This window comes from Lysobacter sp. 5GHs7-4, from assembly GCF_021284765.1.
Classification (GTDB): Bacteria; Pseudomonadota; Gammaproteobacteria; order Xanthomonadales; family Xanthomonadaceae; genus Lysobacter.
Genome location: NZ_CP089924.1, coordinates 1554525 through 1572533 on the forward strand (window position 1 = coordinate 1554525; position 18009 = coordinate 1572533).

An 18009-nucleotide genomic window follows, 5' to 3' on the forward strand; every position below is an offset into this window, starting at 1 on the left:
ATGGGTCCAAGACCCGCGGCGATGCCCGATCAGGACGAACGGGCTCGGACCAACCGCAGTCCATGTTCCAACGCCACGATGGCGACAGCGAATCCCAATAGCGACAGCATTCACTAGGAATCACGACCATGCGCCACCAGAAATCCGGACGTAAGTTCAGCCGCACCAGTGCTCACCGCGATGCGATGTTCACCAACATGGCTGCGTCCCTCATCAAGCACGGCCTCATCCGCACCACCCTGCCCAAGGCCAAGGAACTGCGCCGCGTCGCAGAGCCGCTGATCACCTTGGCCAAGGTCGACGGCGTCGCCAACCGCCGCCTTGCCTTCTCGCGCCTGCGCGACAAGGAAGCCGTGGGCACGCTGTTCACGACCCTGGGTCCGCGCTATCAGGCGCGCCCGGGCGGCTACCTGCGCATCCTCAAGTGCGGTTTCCGCGCTGGCGACAATGCGCCGATGGCTTACGTCGAGCTGGTCGATCGTCCCGAAGCCGCCGAGTAATCGACGGCGCGGAGCGATCCGCGAACGCCTTGCCCCGTCGCCCGCGACGAGGCGCGTAAGAGCCCCGGCCCAGGCCGGGGCTTTTGCGTTCTGGCGACGGTTACGACGGCAACGGTTTCGCAGGCAACCACCGGCAACTTTTGCCGCCTGTCGGAGTCTTCTGTCGTCATAACCGAACCGGCGCCGCTGCCGCTAGGCACGGCGCTGCCCACGACGTAAGGTGATCACCATGACTGCCAGCCCCTTCCAAGCCTCGTTCCGACTCCAGTTCCTGCTCGGCTTCCTCGCCTGCGCGGGTTTGCTGGGCTATGCGTTCTACCTGCAGTTGCACGACGGCCTGGAGCCGTGCCCGCTGTGCATCTTCCAGCGCGTGGCGTTCTTCGCGTTGGGCCTGGTGTTCCTGCTGGGCGCCATCCACGGTCCCAAGGGCGCGCGCGGGCGCAAGACCTACGGCTGGTTCGCGCTGCTGGCGGCGCTGGGCGGCATTCTGGTCGCCGGCAACCACGTGCGCCTGCAGCACCTGCCGCCGGAACAGGTGCCGGCCTGCGGCCCGGGCCTGGACTACATGCTCGAGGCGATGCCGATCACCGGCGTGATCCGCAAGGTGATGACCGGCTCGGGCGAATGCGCCGCCGTCGACTGGACCTTCCTGGGCCTGGCGATGCCGGCCTGGAGCCTGATCTGTTTCCTCGTGCTGGCCGCCTGGGCGGCCTATGCCGCGTTCCGCAAGCGTGTCACCGTCTGATCGCCATCGCGCCTAGCGCGCGTCCCTCGCAACTCGTACCGCAACCACTGGATCCAAGGAAATGAGCGCCACCGACCGCAACCTCCGAGCCGTCAATCTGCCCGCCAACTGGACGCCCACGTCCTGGCGCGAGCGCACTGCGCTGCAGTTGCCGACCTATCCGGACGCGGCCGAACTTGCCGACGCCCTGCAGGAGCTGCGCAACCTGCCGCCGCTGGTGACTTCGTGGGAGATCCTCGCGCTCAAGCAGCAACTGGCCGAGGCGCAGGAAGGCAAGCGCTTCCTGCTGCAGGGCGGCGACTGCGCCGAGAGCTTCGACCAGTGCTCCTCGGACGTGATCTCCAACCGGCTCAAGGTGCTGCTGCAGATGAGCCTGGTACTGGTGCACGGCATGCGCAAGCCGGTGGTGCGGGTCGGGCGTTTCGCCGGCCAGTACGCCAAGCCGCGCTCGGCCGACAGCGAGACCATCGACGGCGTCACTCTGCCCAGCTACCGCGGCGACATGGTCAACGCGCCGGCCTTCACCGAGGCCGCGCGCCGTCCCGATCCGCGCCGCATGATCAAGGCGCACGCGCGCTCGGCGATGACGATGAATTTCGTGCGCGCCCTGATCGACGGCGGTTTCGCCGACCTGCACCATCCCGAGTACTGGAACCTCAACTGGGTCGGTCACTCGCCGCTGGCCGACGAGTACCGGCGCATGGTCAACGCGATCGGCGACGCGGTGCGCTTCATGGAGACGCTGTCGGGTTCGGAGGTGCACAACCTCAACCGCGTCGACTTCTACACCTCGCACGAAGCGCTGCTGCTGCCCTACGAGGAATCGCTGACCCGGCAGGTGCCGCGCCATTGGGGCTGGTTCAATCTCAGCACCCATTACCCGTGGATCGGCATGCGCACCGCCGCCGCCGACGGCGCGCACGCGGAGTACTTCCGCGGCATCCGCAACCCGATCGCGCTCAAGGTCGGCCCTTCGGTCACGCCGGATCAGCTGCTGCGCACGATCGACCTGCTGAACCCCGAGGACGAGCCGGGCCGCCTGAGCTTCATCCATCGCATGGGCGCCGGCACGATCGCCGAGAAGCTGCCGCCGCTGCTGGATGCGGTGCGCCGCGACGGCCGCCGTGTGCTGTGGGTCTGCGATCCCATGCACGGCAACACCGAGAGCACCAGCAACGGCTACAAGACCCGCCGCTTCCGCAACATCCGCAGCGAGATCGAGCAGGCCTTCGAGCTGCACGCCGCGGCCGGCACCCGTCTGGGCGGCGTGCATCTGGAGCTGACCGGCGAGGACGTGACCGAATGCCTGGGCGGTGCGCGCGAGCTCACCGAGAGCGATCTGGAGCGCGCATACCACTCCACCGTCGATCCGCGCCTGAACTACGAACAGGCGTTGGAGGTGGCGATGCTGATCGTGCGCAAGCAGGCGCAGATCGCGGCGCCGGCGTGATCGCGTCGGGGCCGGCGATGTCGTGGCCGGCCCGCGGATCGCGCATGGGTCGTTGACGCATGCGCGATCGTTGCAATCCCTGGTTGATCGCCGCCGCCGCCGGCTCCGCCGTGGCGGCGGTGTTGCATCTGGGCTGCATCGTGTTCGGCGCGCCCTGGTATCGGTTCTTCGGCGCCGGTGAGCGCATGGCGCAACTGGCGATCGCGGGCGATCCGTATCCGGCCCTGGTCACGGCGGCGATCGCGGCGGTGCTCACGGTATGGGCCTTGTACGCGTTGTCCGGTGCCGGCGCGATCCGGCGCCTGCCGTTGCTGCGCAGCGCCTTGTGCGCGATCACCGCGGTGTATCTGCTGCGCGGCGTGGTCGGCTTGCCTTTCGTCGCGCAACTGCCGGATCGCAGCCCGGCGTTCTGGTACTGGAGTTCGGCGATCTGCCTGGCGCTGGGCGCGATGCATCTGATCGGGCTGCGTCAGGAGTGGCCGCGCTTGTCCGCGCGCGCGGTCAAGTAGGTAGCGGCTCGCGCGGCGAGCCGGATCGTTCGCGTCGCCGTGTTTGTAGCCGACATGGCGATGGTGCGGTTGCCACCGCACCCTACGGTTCAGCAGCGCCGCTGCTTTTGCTCGTCATTCCCGCGCAGGCGGGAATCCAGGGCGCAGATGTTTTTTGCTCGTCATTCCCGCGAACGCGGGAATCCAGAGACTTTAGCGGGTTGTCTGGGGTTCGCTGCGCAGTTCGCTCAATGGCGGCGTTTGGATGCGACGGCTTCACTGGAGTCGCGCGGGTGCGTTGCACTGCGTTCTGAAGTCCCTGGATTCCCGCCTGCGCGGGAATGACGAGCAGAGGCAACAGCCAGATGCAACGAGCAGGGCAACGAGCAGGGCAACGAGCAGGGCAACGAGCAGGGGCAGCGAGCAGGGCAACAGCTAGCTGCAGTGGTTAGCAGCAAAGGCCGCAAAGCCTGCAAGCCAAGCGCAACGACGTTCGCCTCTGAGCATCGAAGCCGAAGCGCTAAGGCCGCATCAGCACCGGCAAGCTCGGCAGATAACGCGGCGCGATCCGTGCACGCGTTCGTTGCTCGAACGCATAGCCGTAGCCCAACAGCTGGGCTTCGCTCCATTTCGGACCGAGGAAGGCCAGGCCTAGCGGCAGGCCGTGGGCGTCGCCCATGGGTACGGTCAGGCTGGGGTAGCCGGCGACCGCGGCGGCGCCGTAGCCGGAGCCGGAGTAGTGGTCGCCGTTGATCGGGTCGACGAGGAAGGCCGGCCCTGTGGCGGGCGCGACCAGCGCGTCCAGTCGATGGCGTTTGAGCACGGCGTCGATGCCTTCCGGGCCGGCCAGGCGGCGCGCCTTGGCGGCGGCTTGGCGGTAGCGCGCGTCGGTGAGCGGGCCGCGTTGGGAGGCACGCTCGAAATGCTCCTGGCCGAAGTAGGGCAGTTCCTGTTGCGCGTGCGCGCGGTTGTAGGCGATCACCTCGTCCAGGCTGCGCAGCGGCGCGCCGCTGTCGCGCAGGTAGCGTTGCAGGCCGTCCTTGAACTCGTACAGCAGCACTTCGTACTCGGCCTCGTCCCATTGCCCGGCGGTCGCGATCTCGACTTCGATCACGGTCGCGCCGGCCGCGCGCAAGGTCGCGATCGCGCGCTCCAGCGCGGCGTTGAGTTCGCGCTGACAGGCTGCGCAGCGGCGCGCCGCTGTCGCGCAGGTAGCGTTGCAGGCCGTCCTTGAACTCGTACAGCAGCACTTCGTACTCGGCCTCGTCCCATTGCCCGGCGGTCGCGATCTCGACTTCGATCACGGTCGCGCCGGCCGCGCGCAAGGTCGCGATCGCGCGCTCCAGCGCGGCGTTGAGTTCGCGCTGATAGCCGACGCCGGATTCGTGCAGGTAACCGATACGGGCGCCCTTGAGCGCGTCGGGATTCAACGCGGCGGAATAGTCGTCAGGCGATGCGAAGCGGCGGCGCGCGCGGCCGGGTCGTCGCCGGCGTCGGCCGCGACCAGCGCACTCAGCAGACGCGCGGCGTCGGCGACGCTGCGCGTCATCGGGCCGGGTGTGTCCTGACTGGCCGAGATCGGAATGATGCCGGTGCGGCTGATCAGGCCCACACTGGGCTTGAGTCCGACCAGGCCGTTCATGGCCGCTGGGCACAAAATGCTGCCGTCGGTCTCGGTGCCCACGCCGACCGCGGCCAGGCTGGCGGCGATCGCCGACCCCGTGCCGCTGCTGGAGCCGCAGGCGCTGCGGTCCAGCGCATAAGGATTGCGGGTCAGTCCGCCGCGCGCGCTCCAGCCGGACACCGAATGGTTGGAGCGGAAATTGGCCCACTCGCTGAGGTTGGTCTTGCCCAGGATCACCGCGCCGGCCTTGCGCAACGCCGCCACCAACGGCGCGTCGTCCTTGGGCCGGTGCTCGGCCAGGGCCAGCGAGCCGGCCGAGTTGGCCATCGGCGTGGCGTCGATGTTGTCCTTGATCAGCACCGGGATGCCGTGCAGCGGCCCGCTGGGGGCGCCGGCCTTGCGTTCGGCATCCAGGCGGTCGGCTTCCAGCAGGGCGTCGGGGTTGAGTTCGATCACCGCGTTGAGCCGGGGCCCGGCGTCGTCCAGCGCGGCGATGCGGTCCAGGTAGGCCTGGGTGAGCTGGACGCTGCTGAGGCGGCCGTCGCGCAGGCGCGCGCCGAGATCGTCGAGGTCGGCTTCGGCGATGCCCAGCGGATCGTCGAGTGCGGGCGCGGCCGTCGCCGCAGCGGTGGTCGCGCTATCGGAGGCCGTGTCGGCGGGGCCGCGCGGCGCGCTGGCGCAAGCGGCCAGCGACAGCGCGATGACCAGCGCGGAAACGCGCGGTGCAAACGGTGTGGCGTGCATCGGCGTCACCCCCAGATCGGACCAGGGCGAGTATGCACGAGCGCCTGTGCGGCGCGGCCGCCCTTCAGTGACGACGCTTGAACAGATCGCGCCCCAGCACCCAGACCACGATCAGGTTGATCGCCAGCACCGCCACGGCGATCCAGCCCGGGTGCTTGAACAGCGCGTACAGATCGAAGGGCAGGTAGGCGGCGGCGCCGAGGCAGCCCAGCCACGAGGCCCAGGCCTTGGCGCGCCACAGGCCCCAGGCCTCGACCAGATGCAGCACGCCGTAGGCGAGCACCGCGCCGGCGGCCAGGTGCACCGAATGCGGGCTGATCGCATCGGCGAACTTGGCCAGTCCGCCGTGCTCGGGATTGAGATGGAAGCGCGCGATCAGTTCGTGGATCCAGCGCTGCAGCGGCGCCGGACCCAGCAGTTCCAGACCGCTCGCGGCGAGCAGGCCCAGCAGTCCCTTGGCGGCTTCGACCAGCGCGATCACGTGCAGGCCCGGGTGGGCCTGCGGTCGTGGATCGTAATGCGCGTCGTCGCTCACGCGGTGCGGTGCCGGCGTTACCTGCGTGCCTGGCCGCGGATCGCGATCAGGCCGCGCGCGAGGCGCGCTTGCGATCGCTTTCGGTGAGGAACTTCTTGCGCAGACGGATTTCCTTCGGGGTGACCTCGACCAGCTCGTCGTCCTCGATGAAGTCCAGCGCCTGTTCCAGCGAGTACTTGATCGCCGGGGTCAGCTTGATCGCGTCGTCCTTGCCCGAGGCGCGCATGTTGGTCAGCGGCTTGGGCTTGATCGCGTTGACGGTCAGGTCGTTGTCCTTGGAGTGGATACCGACCAGCTGGCCTTCGTACACCTGGTCGCCCTCGGCGGCGAACAGGCGGCCGCGCTCTTCCAGCGGTCCCAGCGAGTAGGCGGGCGTGGTGCCGGCGGCATTGGCGATCATCACGCCGTTGATGCGCTTGGCGATCGCGCCGGTTTCCTTGGGACCGTAATGGTCGAACACGTGGAACAGCAGGCCCGAGCCCTGGGTCAGGGTGCGGAACTCGTTCTGGAAGCCGATCAGACCGCGCGCCGGAATCATGTAGTCCAGGCGCACACGGCCCTTGCCGTCGGATTCCATGTTCTTGAGCTGGCCCTTGCGCACGCCCAGCTTCTCCATCACGCCGCCCTGGTGCTGCTCTTCGATGTCGACCACCAGCTGCTCGACCGGCTCCATCAGCTGGCCGTCGATTTCCTTGATGATCACTTCAGGGCGCGACACCGCCAGCTCGAAGCCTTCGCGGCGCATGTTCTCGATCAGCACCGACAGGTGCAGTTCGCCGCGGCCGGAGACCAGGAACTTGTCCGGGTCGGAACCTTCCTCGACCTTCAGCGCCACGTTGTGCAGCGTCTCGCGCTCCAGGCGCTCGCGCAGCTGGCGGCTGGTGAGGAACTTGCCGCCGCTGAGTTCCTTGTGGCCGGCGAACGGCGAGTTGTTCACCTGGAAGGTCATGCTGATCGTCGGCTCGTCGACGGTCAGCGCCGGCAGGGCCTCGGGGGCGTCCAGCGCGCAAACGGTGTCGGAGATCGACAGGTCGGCCACGCCGGAGATGGCGACGATGTCGCCGGCCTCGGCTTCCTCGGCCTCGATGCGCTCCAGGCCCATGAAGCCCAGCACCTGCAGCACCTTGCCCTGACGCTTCTTGCCTTCGCGGTCGACCACGCTGACCGGCATGTTGCGGCGGACCTTGCCGCGCTGGATGCGGCCGATGCCGATCAGGCCGACGAAGTTGCTGTAGTCCAGCTGGCTGATGCGCATCTGGAACGGGCCGTCCAGGTCGACCTGCGGCGGTGCCACGTGCTTCATGATCGCTTCGTACAGCGGGGTCATGTCGCCGTCGCGCGCGCTGTCGTCCAGGCTGGCGTAGCCGTGCAGGGCCGAGGCGTAGACGATCGGGAAATCGAGCTGCTCGTTGGTCGCGCCGAGCTTGTCGAACAGGTCGAACACCTGGTCGATCACCCAGTCCGGACGCGCGCCCGGACGGTCGATCTTGTTGACCACCACGATCGGCTTAAAGCCCATCGCGAAGGCCTTCTGGGTCACGAAGCGGGTCTGCGGCATCGGGCCGTCCATCGCATCGACCAGGATCAGCACCGAATCGACCATCGACAGCACGCGCTCGACCTCGCCGCCGAAGTCGGCGTGTCCCGGGGTGTCGACGATGTTGATGCGGTTGCCCTGCCAGGTGATGGCGGTGTTCTTGGCCAGGATGGTGATGCCGCGTTCTTTTTCCTGGTCGTTGCTGTCCATCGCGCGTTCGGCCAAAACCGTGCGTTCCGACAGGGTCCCCGACTGCTTGAGCAGGCAGTCGACGAGCGTGGTCTTGCCGTGGTCGACGTGGGCGACGATGGCGATATTGCGGAGGTTTTGGATGGACATGCGAAGAGCGCTCTTTGTGAAGAGCGTAAAGGGCCGGAAGAAGCCGACCATTATACCTGGCAATAACTAAAGCTGCCCATTCAGCTGAACGGGGTGGGGTATGCTTGCGAATTGGCCGGTCCGCCGCCATGTCGGCGGCAGGTTTCCGGACCCGACACCCCCCCATCCACTTCCAGGAGACGGCTATGAGCCTGACCGCCACTTTCGACACCGACCGCGGCCCGATCCGCATCGAGCTTGCCGCCGACAAGGCGCCGCTGACCGTCGCCAACTTCGTCAACCTGGCCCAGCGCGGCTTCTACGACGGCCTGAACTTCCACCGCGTGATCGCCGATTTCATGATCCAGGGCGGCTGCCCGCAGGGCACCGGCACCGGCGGCCCCGGCTACCGTTTCGAGGACGAGACCCGCAACGGCCTCACCCACGAGCGCGGCGTGCTGTCCATGGCCAACGCCGGCCCGGGCACCAACGGCAGCCAGTTCTTCATCACCCACATTCCCTGCCCGTGGCTGGACGGCAAGCACACCGTGTTCGGCAAGGTCCTGGAAGGCCTGGACGTGGTCGATGCGGTCAAGCAGGGCGACAAGATCAAGTCGGTGAAGATCGAGGGCGACGCCGCCGCCGCGCTGGCCGCCAAGGCCGACCGCGTCGCCGAGTGGAACAAGATCCTGGCCGCCTGATCCCCGGTGCCTGGCTCGACCCCGAAACGCCGCGGCCCGTGCCGCGGCGTTTTCGTTTCCGGCGTCGCCCGCTTTCTGTGGCAGCGGCGTGAGCCGCGATTTTCCTTCCGCAGCGGCGCCACGCCGGACGAGGCCTTGAACCTCAGGCATGCGCCGCCGTATCCAATCGAGTCCGCGCCGGAACAGGCTTTTCCGGCCTCCGCGGGCCGGCGCCGCCGCCGCGCTGTGCTACCATTTTGGGGCTCGATTCCGGTGGTTCCGGACGCATTCGGACACCGTACGCAGCGCGTTTCGCTCGCACACCTCCCCGCATTCGTCGTACACCATCCCACGAGGTTTCACGATGCCCCAGCTTGCCCGGCGCATCGGTCGCGCCAAGCCCAGCGCGATCATGCAAGTCGCCGAAAAGGCCAAGCGGCTCAAGTCCGAAGGCCGCGACATCATCAGCTTCTCCATCGGCGTCCCCAACTTCCTGCCCGGCGACCACGTCTACGCCGCCGTGCGCGAGGCGCTGAGCAAGGACAGCGGCCAATACGGCAGCAACCGCGGCGCCGACGCGCTGCTGGACGCGTTCCTGGAGCACATCGGCAAGATCGGCCTGAGCGGCTACGGCCGCGTCAACGTGGCTACCGGCATCGGCGCCAAGCACGTGATCTACAACCTCGCCGAGGCGCTGCTGGACGAAGGCGACACCATCGTCTTCCCGACCCCGTACTGGACCAGCTATCTCGACATCGCCGAGATCGTCAACGCCAAGATCGACCTGCTGCCGTGCCCGGCCGAGCAGGACTACAAGCTCACCCCGGCGCAGCTCGACGCGGCACTGGCGAAAAAGCCCAAGGTGTTCCTGTTCAACAATCCGTCCAACCCGACCGGCATGGTCTACGGCAAGGACGAGATCGACGCGCTGGCGGACGTGCTGGTGAAGTATCCGGACACCTGGATCATCACCGACGACATCTACAACCGCATGGTGTTCGACGGCCTGGGCTATCACAACTTCGTGCACGCGCGCCCCGAGCTGCGCGACCGGGTGATCTTCCTGGACTCGCTGTCCAAGACCTACGGCATGCCCGGTTGGCGCGTGGGCTTCATGGCCGGTCCGGAATCCGTCGCGCAGGCGCTGGCGACGATGAATTCCAACCACATCACCAACATTCCGGAAATGGTCACCGCCGCTGCGGTCGCCGCGCTGACCGGCCCGCAAGACGTGCCGAACATGAAGTGCGTCGAGTTCCAGGGCAAGCGCGACCAGGTCATGGCGGTGATGAACGCGATCCCGGGCGTGATCTGCCCGCGTCCGCAGGGCGCGTTCTACGTGTTCCCGGACATCAGCGTCGCGTTCGGCAAGACCCATGCGCCCAGCGGCCTGAAGATCGGCAACGACATGGATTTCTGCAACGCGTTGCTGGAAACCAAGGGCGTGGCCTGCGTGCCGGGCTCGGCGTTCGGCGAACCGCGTGCGCTGCGCATCAGCTACACCTGTCCGACGCCGCAGCTGGCGCCGGGCCTGCAGCGCTTCCAGGAGTTCTTCGCCGAACTCGTCTGAGTCCGGCGCGGAACCGTCAGCGGCGATCGGAGAAGGAACCCCATGCGCGTAGTCACCGTACTGTGGATCGCCGGAGCGCTCGCGTTGGGCGTGGTCGGCTACAAGACCATGGACGGCGACGTCGCCGACATGCTGGGCCTGGGCCCGCAGCCGCTGCATCCGGACGATCCGCGCCAGACCACCGGCGAGACCAAGATCGTGATGCTGGCGGCGGAATGGTGCGGCTACTGCCGCAAGCAGCAGAAGGACTTCGAGCAGGCGAAGGTGCGTTATCGCGTGCTCGACGTCGACACCCCGGAAGGCGAGCGCGCGGCGCGCGCGCTCGGCTCGCGCGGCGTACCGGTGACCGTGGTCGGCCAGGCCGTGATCCACGGTTACCAGACCGATGCGCTCAAGGAAAAACTGACCCCGTTGGGTTACTCGATCTACTGACTCTCTACTGACGCGGGCCCGCCCGCATCTCACACCAGCGTAAGGAATCACCCCCATGAAGAACCCCGTCCGCGTTGCCGTCACCGGTGCTGCCGGCCAGATCGGCTACTCGCTGCTGTTCCGCATCGCTTCCGGCGAAATGCTGGGCAAGGACCAGCCCGTGATCCTGCAGCTGCTGGAGCTGCCGCTGGACAAGGCCCAGGCCGCGCTGAAGGGCGTGATGATGGAGCTGGAGGACTGCGCGTTCCCGCTGCTGGCCGGCATGGTCGGCACCGACGACGCCGAGGTCGCGTTCAAGGACGCCGACATCGCCCTGCTGGTCGGCGCGCGTCCGCGCGGCCCGGGCATGGAGCGCAAGGACCTGCTGCTGGAGAACGCCAAGATCTTCACCGCCCAAGGCGCGGCGCTGAACAAGGTCGCCTCGCGCAACGTCAAGGTGCTGGTGGTCGGCAACCCGGCCAACACCAACGCCTACATCGCCATGAAGTCGGCGCCGGACCTGCCGGCCAAGAACTTCACCGCCATGCTGCGCCTGGACCACAACCGCGCGCTCAGCCAGCTCGCCGCCAAGGCCGGCGTGGCCGTGGGCGAGATCGAGAACCTGATCGTGTGGGGCAACCACAGCCCGACCATGTACCCGGACTACCGCTTCGCCACCGTCAACGGCCAGTCGCTGAAGGACAAGATCGGCGACGCCGAGTGGAACGCCAACACCTTCATCCCGCAGGTCGGCAAGCGCGGCGCGGCGATCATCGAGGCGCGCGGCCTGTCCTCGGCGGCTTCGGCCGCCAATGCCGCCATCGACCACATCCGCGACTGGGTGCTGGGCAGCAACGGCAAGTGGGTGACCATGGGCGTGCCGTCGGACGGCAGCTACGGCATCCCGGAGACCGTGATGTACGGCGTGCCGGTGATCACCGCCAACGGCGAGTACACCCGCGTGGAAGGCCTGGAAGTGGACGCGTTCAGCCGCGCCGCGATGGACAAGACCCTGGCCGAGCTGGAAGAAGAGCGCGCCGGCGTCGCCCATCTGCTGGGTTGATCCCTTCGCCATAGCGTCATCGCAGGGCGGCTACGGCCGCCCTGTTTTTTTTGGGGCCGACATCGCCGTGCGCAACGCGGTGCGCGTGTAGGATCGGGCTGCGCCGAGAGGGCGCGCGGAACGACGCCACGATGGACCCCAGCCTGCGCCTGCTGATCGCCGACGACCACCCGATGTTCCGGGCGGCGCTGCGGCACGCCTTGGGCGCGATCGCGCCCGACGCGCAGATCGGCGAGGTCGCCAGCCGCAGCGCGCTGGAGGCCGCGGTCGCCGACGGCACGCCTTACGACCTGGCGATGCTGGACCTGAACATGCCCGGTGCGATGGGATTTTCGTCGCTGGTCTACCTGCGCGGCGAGCGTCCGGAACTGCCGGTGCTGATCGTCTCGTCCGACGAGCACCCGCGCACCATCCGGCGTGCGCAGCAGTTCGGTGCGGCCGGTTTCGTGCCCAAGTCGGCGCCGGCCGAAAGCCTGGGCGAAGCGGTGACCGCGGTGCTCGCCGGCGGCTTGTGGTTTCCGCCGCAGCAGGCCGAGCGCAACGAGGCCGACGCGCAGCTGGCGCAGCGCCTGGCCCAGCTCACGCCGCAGCAACTGCGCGTGCTGATGCGCATGGCCGACGGCCTGCTCAACAAGCAGATCGCGCACGAGCTGTCGCTGGCGGAAAACACGGTCAAGATCCACGTCACCGCGGTGCTGCGCAAACTCGGCTGCCACTCGCGCACGCAGGCGGCGGTGCTGGTGAAGGCGCTGGCGTTGGAGGCGGGCGAGGGTGGGGAGGAGTCTTAGGGCTTTTTAACAGCAAATCCCCCTCAATCCCCCTTTTTCAAAGGGGGAGGCTGGCTGGCGTCGTTATCGTGCATTCGTCCCGCTCTTAGATGCCCGTCAGGCATGTAAGCCCCGCATGCCCGCTTGTCTTCCCCCTTCGAAAAAGGGGGGTTGAGGGGGATTTGCTCTTGCTCTAAGTCCTACCCCAACAGCCGCATCATCACCGCCCGCAACGCCGCCGGCCGCAGAGGTTTGGGCAGAAAATTCCACCCCAGCTCCTCCGCACGCGCGCGCAGCTGCGGATCCGCATCGCCGGACATCAGAATCACCGGCGGCACGGCCTGCCACGCGCGCTGCAGGCGCGGCGCTAGATCGATGCCGCTGTCCTCGCCCAACCGGTAGTCCAGCAACAGCAGCTCGGGCATCGGCGCGATCCGCGCCTGCGTTTCCGCGTCGGCGGCCGAGTGCGATGCGGTCACCGCGCAGCCCCAGTCGGCCAGCAAGCGCGCCGCCGCATCGCGCGAGGCCGCGTCGTCGTCGATCACCCAGACCCGGCGCCCCTCCAGCGACGAGTCCGGCGCGGGCGCGGTGCGCACCGACGCTGCCGCCACCGCGGCCGCATCGCCGTAAGGCAGGTCGATGACGAACACGCTGCCGCGCCCCGGCCAGGAACGCACGCGCACCGGATGCTCCAATAGCGCGGCGATGCGGCGCACGATCGCCAGGCCCAGGCCGGCGCCGCGCGCGGGCGCCTCGGTGCCGCTGTCCAGGCGCTGGAACTCCTCGAAGATCGCTTCCAGCTTGTGCTCGGGGATGCCGGCGCCGCTGTCCCAGACTTCCACGCGCACGCCGTCGGCGGTGCGTCGTGCGCCCAGCACGATACGGCCGCCGCGCGGCGTGAATTGCAGCGCGTTGGACACGAAGTTCTGCACGATCCGCCGCAGCAGCACTTCGTCGCTGTCGACGACCGCGCGGCTGGCGATCACGTGCAGGCGCAGTCCGCGCGCCTGCGCGAGGATGCGGAACGGGCCTTCGATGGCCGCGAACAGGCGCGACAAGGGCAGGGCCTGGCGCCGCACCTGCAGCGCGCCGGATTCCAGCCGCGCGATATCCAGCAGGCTGGCCAGGATGTCGTCCTGCGCCGACAGTGCGGCGTCGATGTGCTCGACCAGTTCGCCGCTCTCGCCGTCCACGCGCCGGCGCAGCGAGGACAGATACATGCGCGCGGCGTTGAGCGGTTGCAGCAGATCGTGCACGGCGGCGGCGACGAAGCGGGTCTTGGAGCGGTTGGCGCGCTCGGCCTCGCCCTTGGCCTCGCGCAGATCGCCGGTGCGCTCCTCGATGCGGCGTTCCAGGCTGTCGGCCAGCGTGCGCAGGTCGCGCGCGGCCTGACGGTAGGCGGTGATGTCGGCGTAGCTGGTGACGAAGCCGCCGCCGGGCATGGGGTTGCCACGGATTTCGATCACGGTGCCGTCGGGGCGCTCGCGCTCGTGCAGATAAGGCTGGGCGCGTTGCAGATGGTCCAGGCGGCGCTGGATCGCGTCCTCCGGATCGCCGCCTAGCAGGCCGCGGCGCGCGTTGTGACGGATCAGGTCCTCGATCGGGCGCCCGACCTGCAGCAGCTCCGGCGGATAGCGGAATAGTTCGGCGTAGCGCCGGTTCCAGGCCACCAGGCGCAACTGCGCATCGACCACGCTCACGCCTTGCGGCAAATGCTCCAGGCTCTGGTCCTCGCCGATGCTGGCGCGGTGCGCGGCCTGCACCACGCCGTCCTGCGCGGTACGCAGCGCCTGCGCGTGCTGTTCGACCATCTGTTCCAGTTCCAGCCGGCTGCGCAGGCGCAGGCGCGCGATGCGGTGGCGCTGCCACAGCAGCAGGGCCAGCGACACCAGCAGCAGCCAAGCGCCGGCGGCCATCGCGCGCGCGGTCCAGGCCGCGCGCACGCTGGCGCGAGTGTCGCGCAGCAGGTGCAGGGTCCAGCCTTCGCGCGCCAGCGGCAGCGACTGCCAGACCAGGTCGCGGCCGTCGCCCGGTGCGCGCACGCGCACCACGCGCGCGTCGGCGCCCAGCGCGCGCTGCTGCGCGATCGCGACCGGCCGCAAGGGCTGGCCGCGGTACTGCTGGGTGCGCTGCAACTGCGTCAGCTGCGCCGGCGTCAGCGGCGCCAGCACGCGATAGCGCCACTGCGCGCGCCCGGTCAGGAACACGATGCCGTTGGCGTCGCTGAGCAGGATCAGGTCGCCGCGCTCGCTCCAATCGGATTGGATGTCGTCCAGCACCACTTTCACCGCGACCGCGCCGATCGCGCGGCCCTGGGCGTCGCGGATCGCGCGCGCGATGAAGTGGCCCGGCCGCTGGGTGGTGACGCCGATGGCGTAGAACTCGCCGCTGCCGTGCGCCATCGCCTGCTGAAAGTAGGGACGGAAGGCGTAGGAATGGCCGACGTTGCTGCTGGGCAGGGTCCAGTTGCTGGCGGCGATGCCGATGCCGTCGCGATCGATCAGGGTCAGCGTGCTGGTGCGGTTGGCGAAGTTGAGCTGCACCAGGCGCTCGTTGGCGCGCTGGCGTTGGACCTGGTCCTGCGGGTTCAGCAAGGTCGCCTTGAGCTGCGGATCCAGCGACAGCACCGCCGGCATGATCCGGTAGCGGTCGATGTGCTGCTCCAGCGCCTGCGCGCGCGGTATCAGCACCGCGCGCGCCTCGTCGGCCTGGGCCTGCAGCGCGCGCGGGTAGGCGTAGCGGCCGGCCAGCAGTATGGCCAGCAGCGCGCCGGCCAGGATCAGGGCGATCCACAGCACGGTGTGCAGTTGGCGGCGGCGCGGGATCACGGTCGGTGTCGGCGTAGGCGGGCGGTGAGCGCTAGGCCAAGACTAACGGCTTTCGCGTGGGGCGCCCGGCGGCGCTCAAAAATTGACCTGCGCGCGCAACTCCAGCACGCGCGGGTCGGCGCTGAGCGCGCCGCGCTGCGCGCTGGCGCGCACGTAGTTGGCCTGGAACTTGAAGTGGGTGCTCAAGTACCAGTTCAGTCCCAGGGTGAGATCGTGCTGGTGGCCGCCGCTGGCACCGTCCGCTCGGTCGAGGTCCAGTTCGCCGTAGCGCAGCAGCGTTTCGACCGCGCCGTAGCGGTGCGCGGGTTTGACGTTGCCGACGTTGCCGGCGGCGTAGGGACGCGTTTCGCCGGTCAGCACCCAGCTGCCGGTGACGTAGTAGCCGTCGGCGCGGTAGTCGCCCAGGCCGTCCTCGCGTTGCGCGGTCGCGTGCAGGTATTCGGCCTGCAGCGAGCGCGGGCCGGCGATCCACAGCGCTTCCAGGCCGCCGCGCTCGATGCGGTCGACGCCGCCTAGATTGCCGCTGTCGACCAGCCGCACCGCGGTCAGTCCGGCTTCCGGCCGCGCGCGGAAGCGCGCGCTGGGGCCGGACCAGAGGCCGCGCCCGTCGCGATGCCCATGCGCATTCTCGACCGAGCCCGACACGGCCAGGTGCACCACGGCGTCGGCCCGCCTGACCGGCGTCCAGATCGCGCGCGCGGCCGCGGTGGTGCCCGGGTTGTCGCCCTGCAGATCCTGGCCGAAGAAGTAGGCTGCACTGAGGCCGTAGCGCGGCCGCTCCAGCGACCATTCCACGCCGGTGCGGCGGCCTTCGTAGACCGCCTGCGACGCCGCCGAGGCTTCCAGCATGCTGGACGCGCGCGAGGCGGCGGTGCTCTCCATGCTCACCGGCGTCTTGAAGTAGCCGACGCGGATCCGGCCGTAGTCGCGGTCGAACAGCGCGCGCGTTTCCACGCGCAGCGCCACGTCCAGCCAGAGCTTGGACTGGAAATCCATGACCGCGGTGAAGTCGTAGACGTCCTTCTTCTTGACCACGATGCCGAACTCCTTGCGCCGGTTCGTATGCGCATCTTCCAGCGCGGTCGCGGCGGTGCCGTAGCCGTCGTCGCCGGAAAAATCGTTGAGGTCCCAGGCGTAGTTGAGCGTGCCCGACACTTCGGTGCCGTCGGCGAGGCTGAACTTGGTCGGCCAGTCGTCGCCGGCGTGCGCGGCGGTGGCGGTCAAGGCGAGGGCGAGCAGGCAGGCGCGACGGGGCATGGTCGGTCTCCGGTACGCGACGCGCGGGCGCGCGCCGCCAACGGACGCGGAGGCGTCCGGGCTTGCGGTGGGTGGCGGTGCGTGCGCGGAGCGGGTCCGCGCGGGTCGTCGGTGAGCCGGTCGATCCGGCTCAGCGATCGGGCATCAGCCGCTGGTTTCCGAGGCGCGCGGCGCGCGCTCCAGCGCCAGGTCGGCGTCCAGATCGGCGGCGCTGGGCGGGTTGGCCAGCTCGCGCTGCAGGCGCTCGCGATCGAGCTCGTTTTCCCAGCGCGCGACCACCACGGTGGCCACGCCGTTGCCGATGATGTTGGTCAGCGCGCGCGCCTCGCTCATGAAGCGGTCGATGCCCAGGATCAGCGCCAATCCGGCCACCGGCACCGAAGGCACCACGGTCAGGGTCGCGGCCAGGGTGATGAAGCCGGCGCCGGTCACGCCCGAGGCGCCCTTGGAGGTCAGCATCGCCACCGCCAGCAGGGTCAGTTCCTGGGTCAGGGTGAGTTCGACGTTGAGCGCCTGGGCGACGAAGATCGCCGCCATGGTCAGGTAGATGTTGGTGCCGTCGAGGTTGAAGGAATAGCCGCTGGGCACGACCAGGCCGACCACCGGCTTGGAGCAGCCCAGGCGTTCCAGCTTGCGCATCAGCGGCACCAGCGCCGACTCCGAGGACGAGGTGCCCAGCACCAGCAGCAGTTCGTCGCGGATGTAGCGGATGAAGCGCAGGATGCTGAAACCGGTCAGCCGCGCGATCAGGCCCAGCACGATCAGCACGAACAGCGCGCAGGTCAGGTAGAAGCTGCCCATCAGCTTGAGCAGGGGGCCCAGCGAATCGATGCCGAACTTGCCGATGGTGAAGGCCATCGCCGCGCCGGCGCCGATCGGGGCCAGCTTCATGACCATGCCCATGATGCCGAAGAAGGCCTTGGACAGCGTTTCGAACAGGTCCATGACCTTCTCGCCGGCCTTGCCCATGTGCAGCAGGGCGAAGCCGAACAGCACCGCCAGCAGCAGCACCTGCAGCAGGCTGCCTTCGCCGGTGAAGGCGTCGGTGAAGGTTCTGGGAATGATGTGCAGCAAAAAGTCGACGGTGCTTTGTTGCTCGGCCTTGTGCGCGTAGCCGACGGCCTCGGCGACCTTCTTCGGGTCCAGGTCGGCGACGTTGGCGTTGAAGCCGGCGCCGGGCTTGAGCGTGTTGACCACCACCAGGCCGATCACCAGGGCGAAGGTCGAGACCACTTCGAAATACAGGATGGCCTTGGCGCCCACGCGGCCGACTTTCTTGACGTCGGCCACGCCGGCGATGCCCAGCACCACGGTCAGGAAGATGATCGGCGCGATCAGCATCTTGATCAGATTGATGAAACCGTCGCCCAGCGGCTTGAGCTTGACGCCGAAGTCCGGAAAGAAGTGGCCGAGGGTGCCGCCCAGCACGATCGCGCCGAGCACCCAGAGATAGAAACGCGAGCCGGAGGATTTCATGGGCGAGGGTTCCGAG

15 protein-coding genes and 1 pseudogene are annotated in these 18009 nt (G+C 68.5%); 9 read left to right on the plus strand and 7 right to left on the minus strand.

Going from position 1 to position 18009, the window contains the following annotated elements:
• Positions 1–128 precede the first annotated feature (128 nt).
• The 4 genes from rplQ (at position 129) to LVB77_RS06825 (ending at position 3204) form a co-directional block, all read left to right on the plus strand.
• Positions 129–500, plus strand: coding sequence for a 50S ribosomal protein L17 (rplQ, locus tag LVB77_RS06810; protein WP_056172353.1), 372 nt, complete (start codon positions 129–131; stop codon positions 498–500).
• A gap of 229 nt (positions 501–729) precedes the next feature.
• Positions 730–1245, plus strand: a complete 516-nt coding sequence (locus tag LVB77_RS06815) for a disulfide bond formation protein B (protein WP_232909401.1) — start codon at positions 730–732, stop codon at positions 1243–1245.
• Positions 1246–1306: 61 nt separating this feature from the next.
• Positions 1307–2695, plus strand: coding sequence for a 3-deoxy-7-phosphoheptulonate synthase class II (locus tag LVB77_RS06820; RefSeq protein ID WP_232909402.1), 1389 nt, complete (start codon positions 1307–1309; stop codon positions 2693–2695).
• Between the two features lie 59 nt (positions 2696–2754).
• On the plus strand, positions 2755–3204 hold the full coding sequence (locus LVB77_RS06825; RefSeq protein ID WP_232909403.1) for a hypothetical protein: 450 nt from the start codon (positions 2755–2757) through the stop codon (positions 3202–3204).
• A gap of 499 nt (positions 3205–3703) precedes the next feature.
• On the opposite strand, the gene LVB77_RS06830 is transcribed toward LVB77_RS06825, so the two are convergent.
• From LVB77_RS06830 to typA, 4 genes and pseudogenes are all read right to left on the minus strand, one after another.
• A complete protein-coding gene (locus tag LVB77_RS06830; protein ID WP_343226224.1) occupies positions 3704–4318 on the minus strand; it encodes an amidase family protein in 615 nt (204 codons plus the stop codon).
• A gap of 43 nt (positions 4319–4361) precedes the next feature.
• Positions 4362–5551, minus strand: a pseudogene (locus LVB77_RS06835) (amidase family protein); the annotation flags it as partial.
• A gap of 64 nt (positions 5552–5615) precedes the next feature.
• Entirely contained in the window at positions 5616–6086 is a 471-nt protein-coding gene (locus LVB77_RS06840; protein WP_232909404.1) for a DUF2127 domain-containing protein, read from the minus strand.
• A 46-nt stretch (positions 6087–6132) separates the two neighbouring features.
• Positions 6133–7962 (minus strand): translational GTPase TypA, encoded by a 1830-nt coding sequence (gene typA, locus LVB77_RS06845; protein ID WP_232909405.1) that lies wholly within the window; start codon positions 7960–7962, stop codon positions 6133–6135.
• A 185-nt stretch (positions 7963–8147) separates the two neighbouring features.
• Between typA and LVB77_RS06850 the strand changes: the two genes are divergently transcribed.
• The 5 genes from LVB77_RS06850 to LVB77_RS06870 all read left to right on the plus strand — a co-directional run bounded on the left by LVB77_RS06850 (position 8148) and on the right by LVB77_RS06870 (position 12453).
• Entirely contained in the window at positions 8148–8642 is a 495-nt protein-coding gene (locus LVB77_RS06850; protein ID WP_232909406.1) for a peptidylprolyl isomerase, read from the plus strand.
• 343 nt (positions 8643–8985) lie between these two features.
• Positions 8986–10191, plus strand: coding sequence for an aminotransferase class I/II-fold pyridoxal phosphate-dependent enzyme (locus LVB77_RS06855; RefSeq protein ID WP_232909407.1), 1206 nt, complete (start codon positions 8986–8988; stop codon positions 10189–10191).
• 42 nt (positions 10192–10233) lie between these two features.
• Positions 10234–10623, plus strand: a complete 390-nt coding sequence (locus LVB77_RS06860; protein WP_232909408.1) for a glutaredoxin domain-containing protein — start codon at positions 10234–10236, stop codon at positions 10621–10623.
• A 55-nt stretch (positions 10624–10678) separates the two neighbouring features.
• Complete coding sequence (locus tag LVB77_RS06865; RefSeq protein WP_232909409.1) at positions 10679–11665, plus strand: malate dehydrogenase; 987 nt, start codon at positions 10679–10681, stop codon at positions 11663–11665.
• A 131-nt stretch (positions 11666–11796) separates the two neighbouring features.
• Complete coding sequence (locus tag LVB77_RS06870; RefSeq protein ID WP_232909410.1) at positions 11797–12453, plus strand: response regulator transcription factor; 657 nt, start codon at positions 11797–11799, stop codon at positions 12451–12453.
• A gap of 179 nt (positions 12454–12632) precedes the next feature.
• Here the strand turns inward: LVB77_RS06870 and LVB77_RS06875 are convergent, their stop codons facing one another.
• The 3 genes from LVB77_RS06875 to LVB77_RS06885 form a co-directional block, all read right to left on the minus strand.
• Positions 12633–15260, minus strand: coding sequence for a hybrid sensor histidine kinase/response regulator (locus LVB77_RS06875; RefSeq protein WP_232909411.1), 2628 nt, complete (start codon positions 15258–15260; stop codon positions 12633–12635).
• A gap of 75 nt (positions 15261–15335) precedes the next feature.
• Positions 15336–16517 (minus strand): porin, encoded by a 1182-nt coding sequence (locus tag LVB77_RS06880; RefSeq protein ID WP_232909412.1) that lies wholly within the window; start codon positions 16515–16517, stop codon positions 15336–15338.
• Positions 16518–16661: 144 nt separating this feature from the next.
• On the minus strand, positions 16662–17993 hold the full coding sequence (locus LVB77_RS06885) for a dicarboxylate/amino acid:cation symporter (protein ID WP_232909413.1): 1332 nt from the start codon (positions 17991–17993) through the stop codon (positions 16662–16664).
• Positions 17994–18009: the final 16 nt, after the last annotated feature.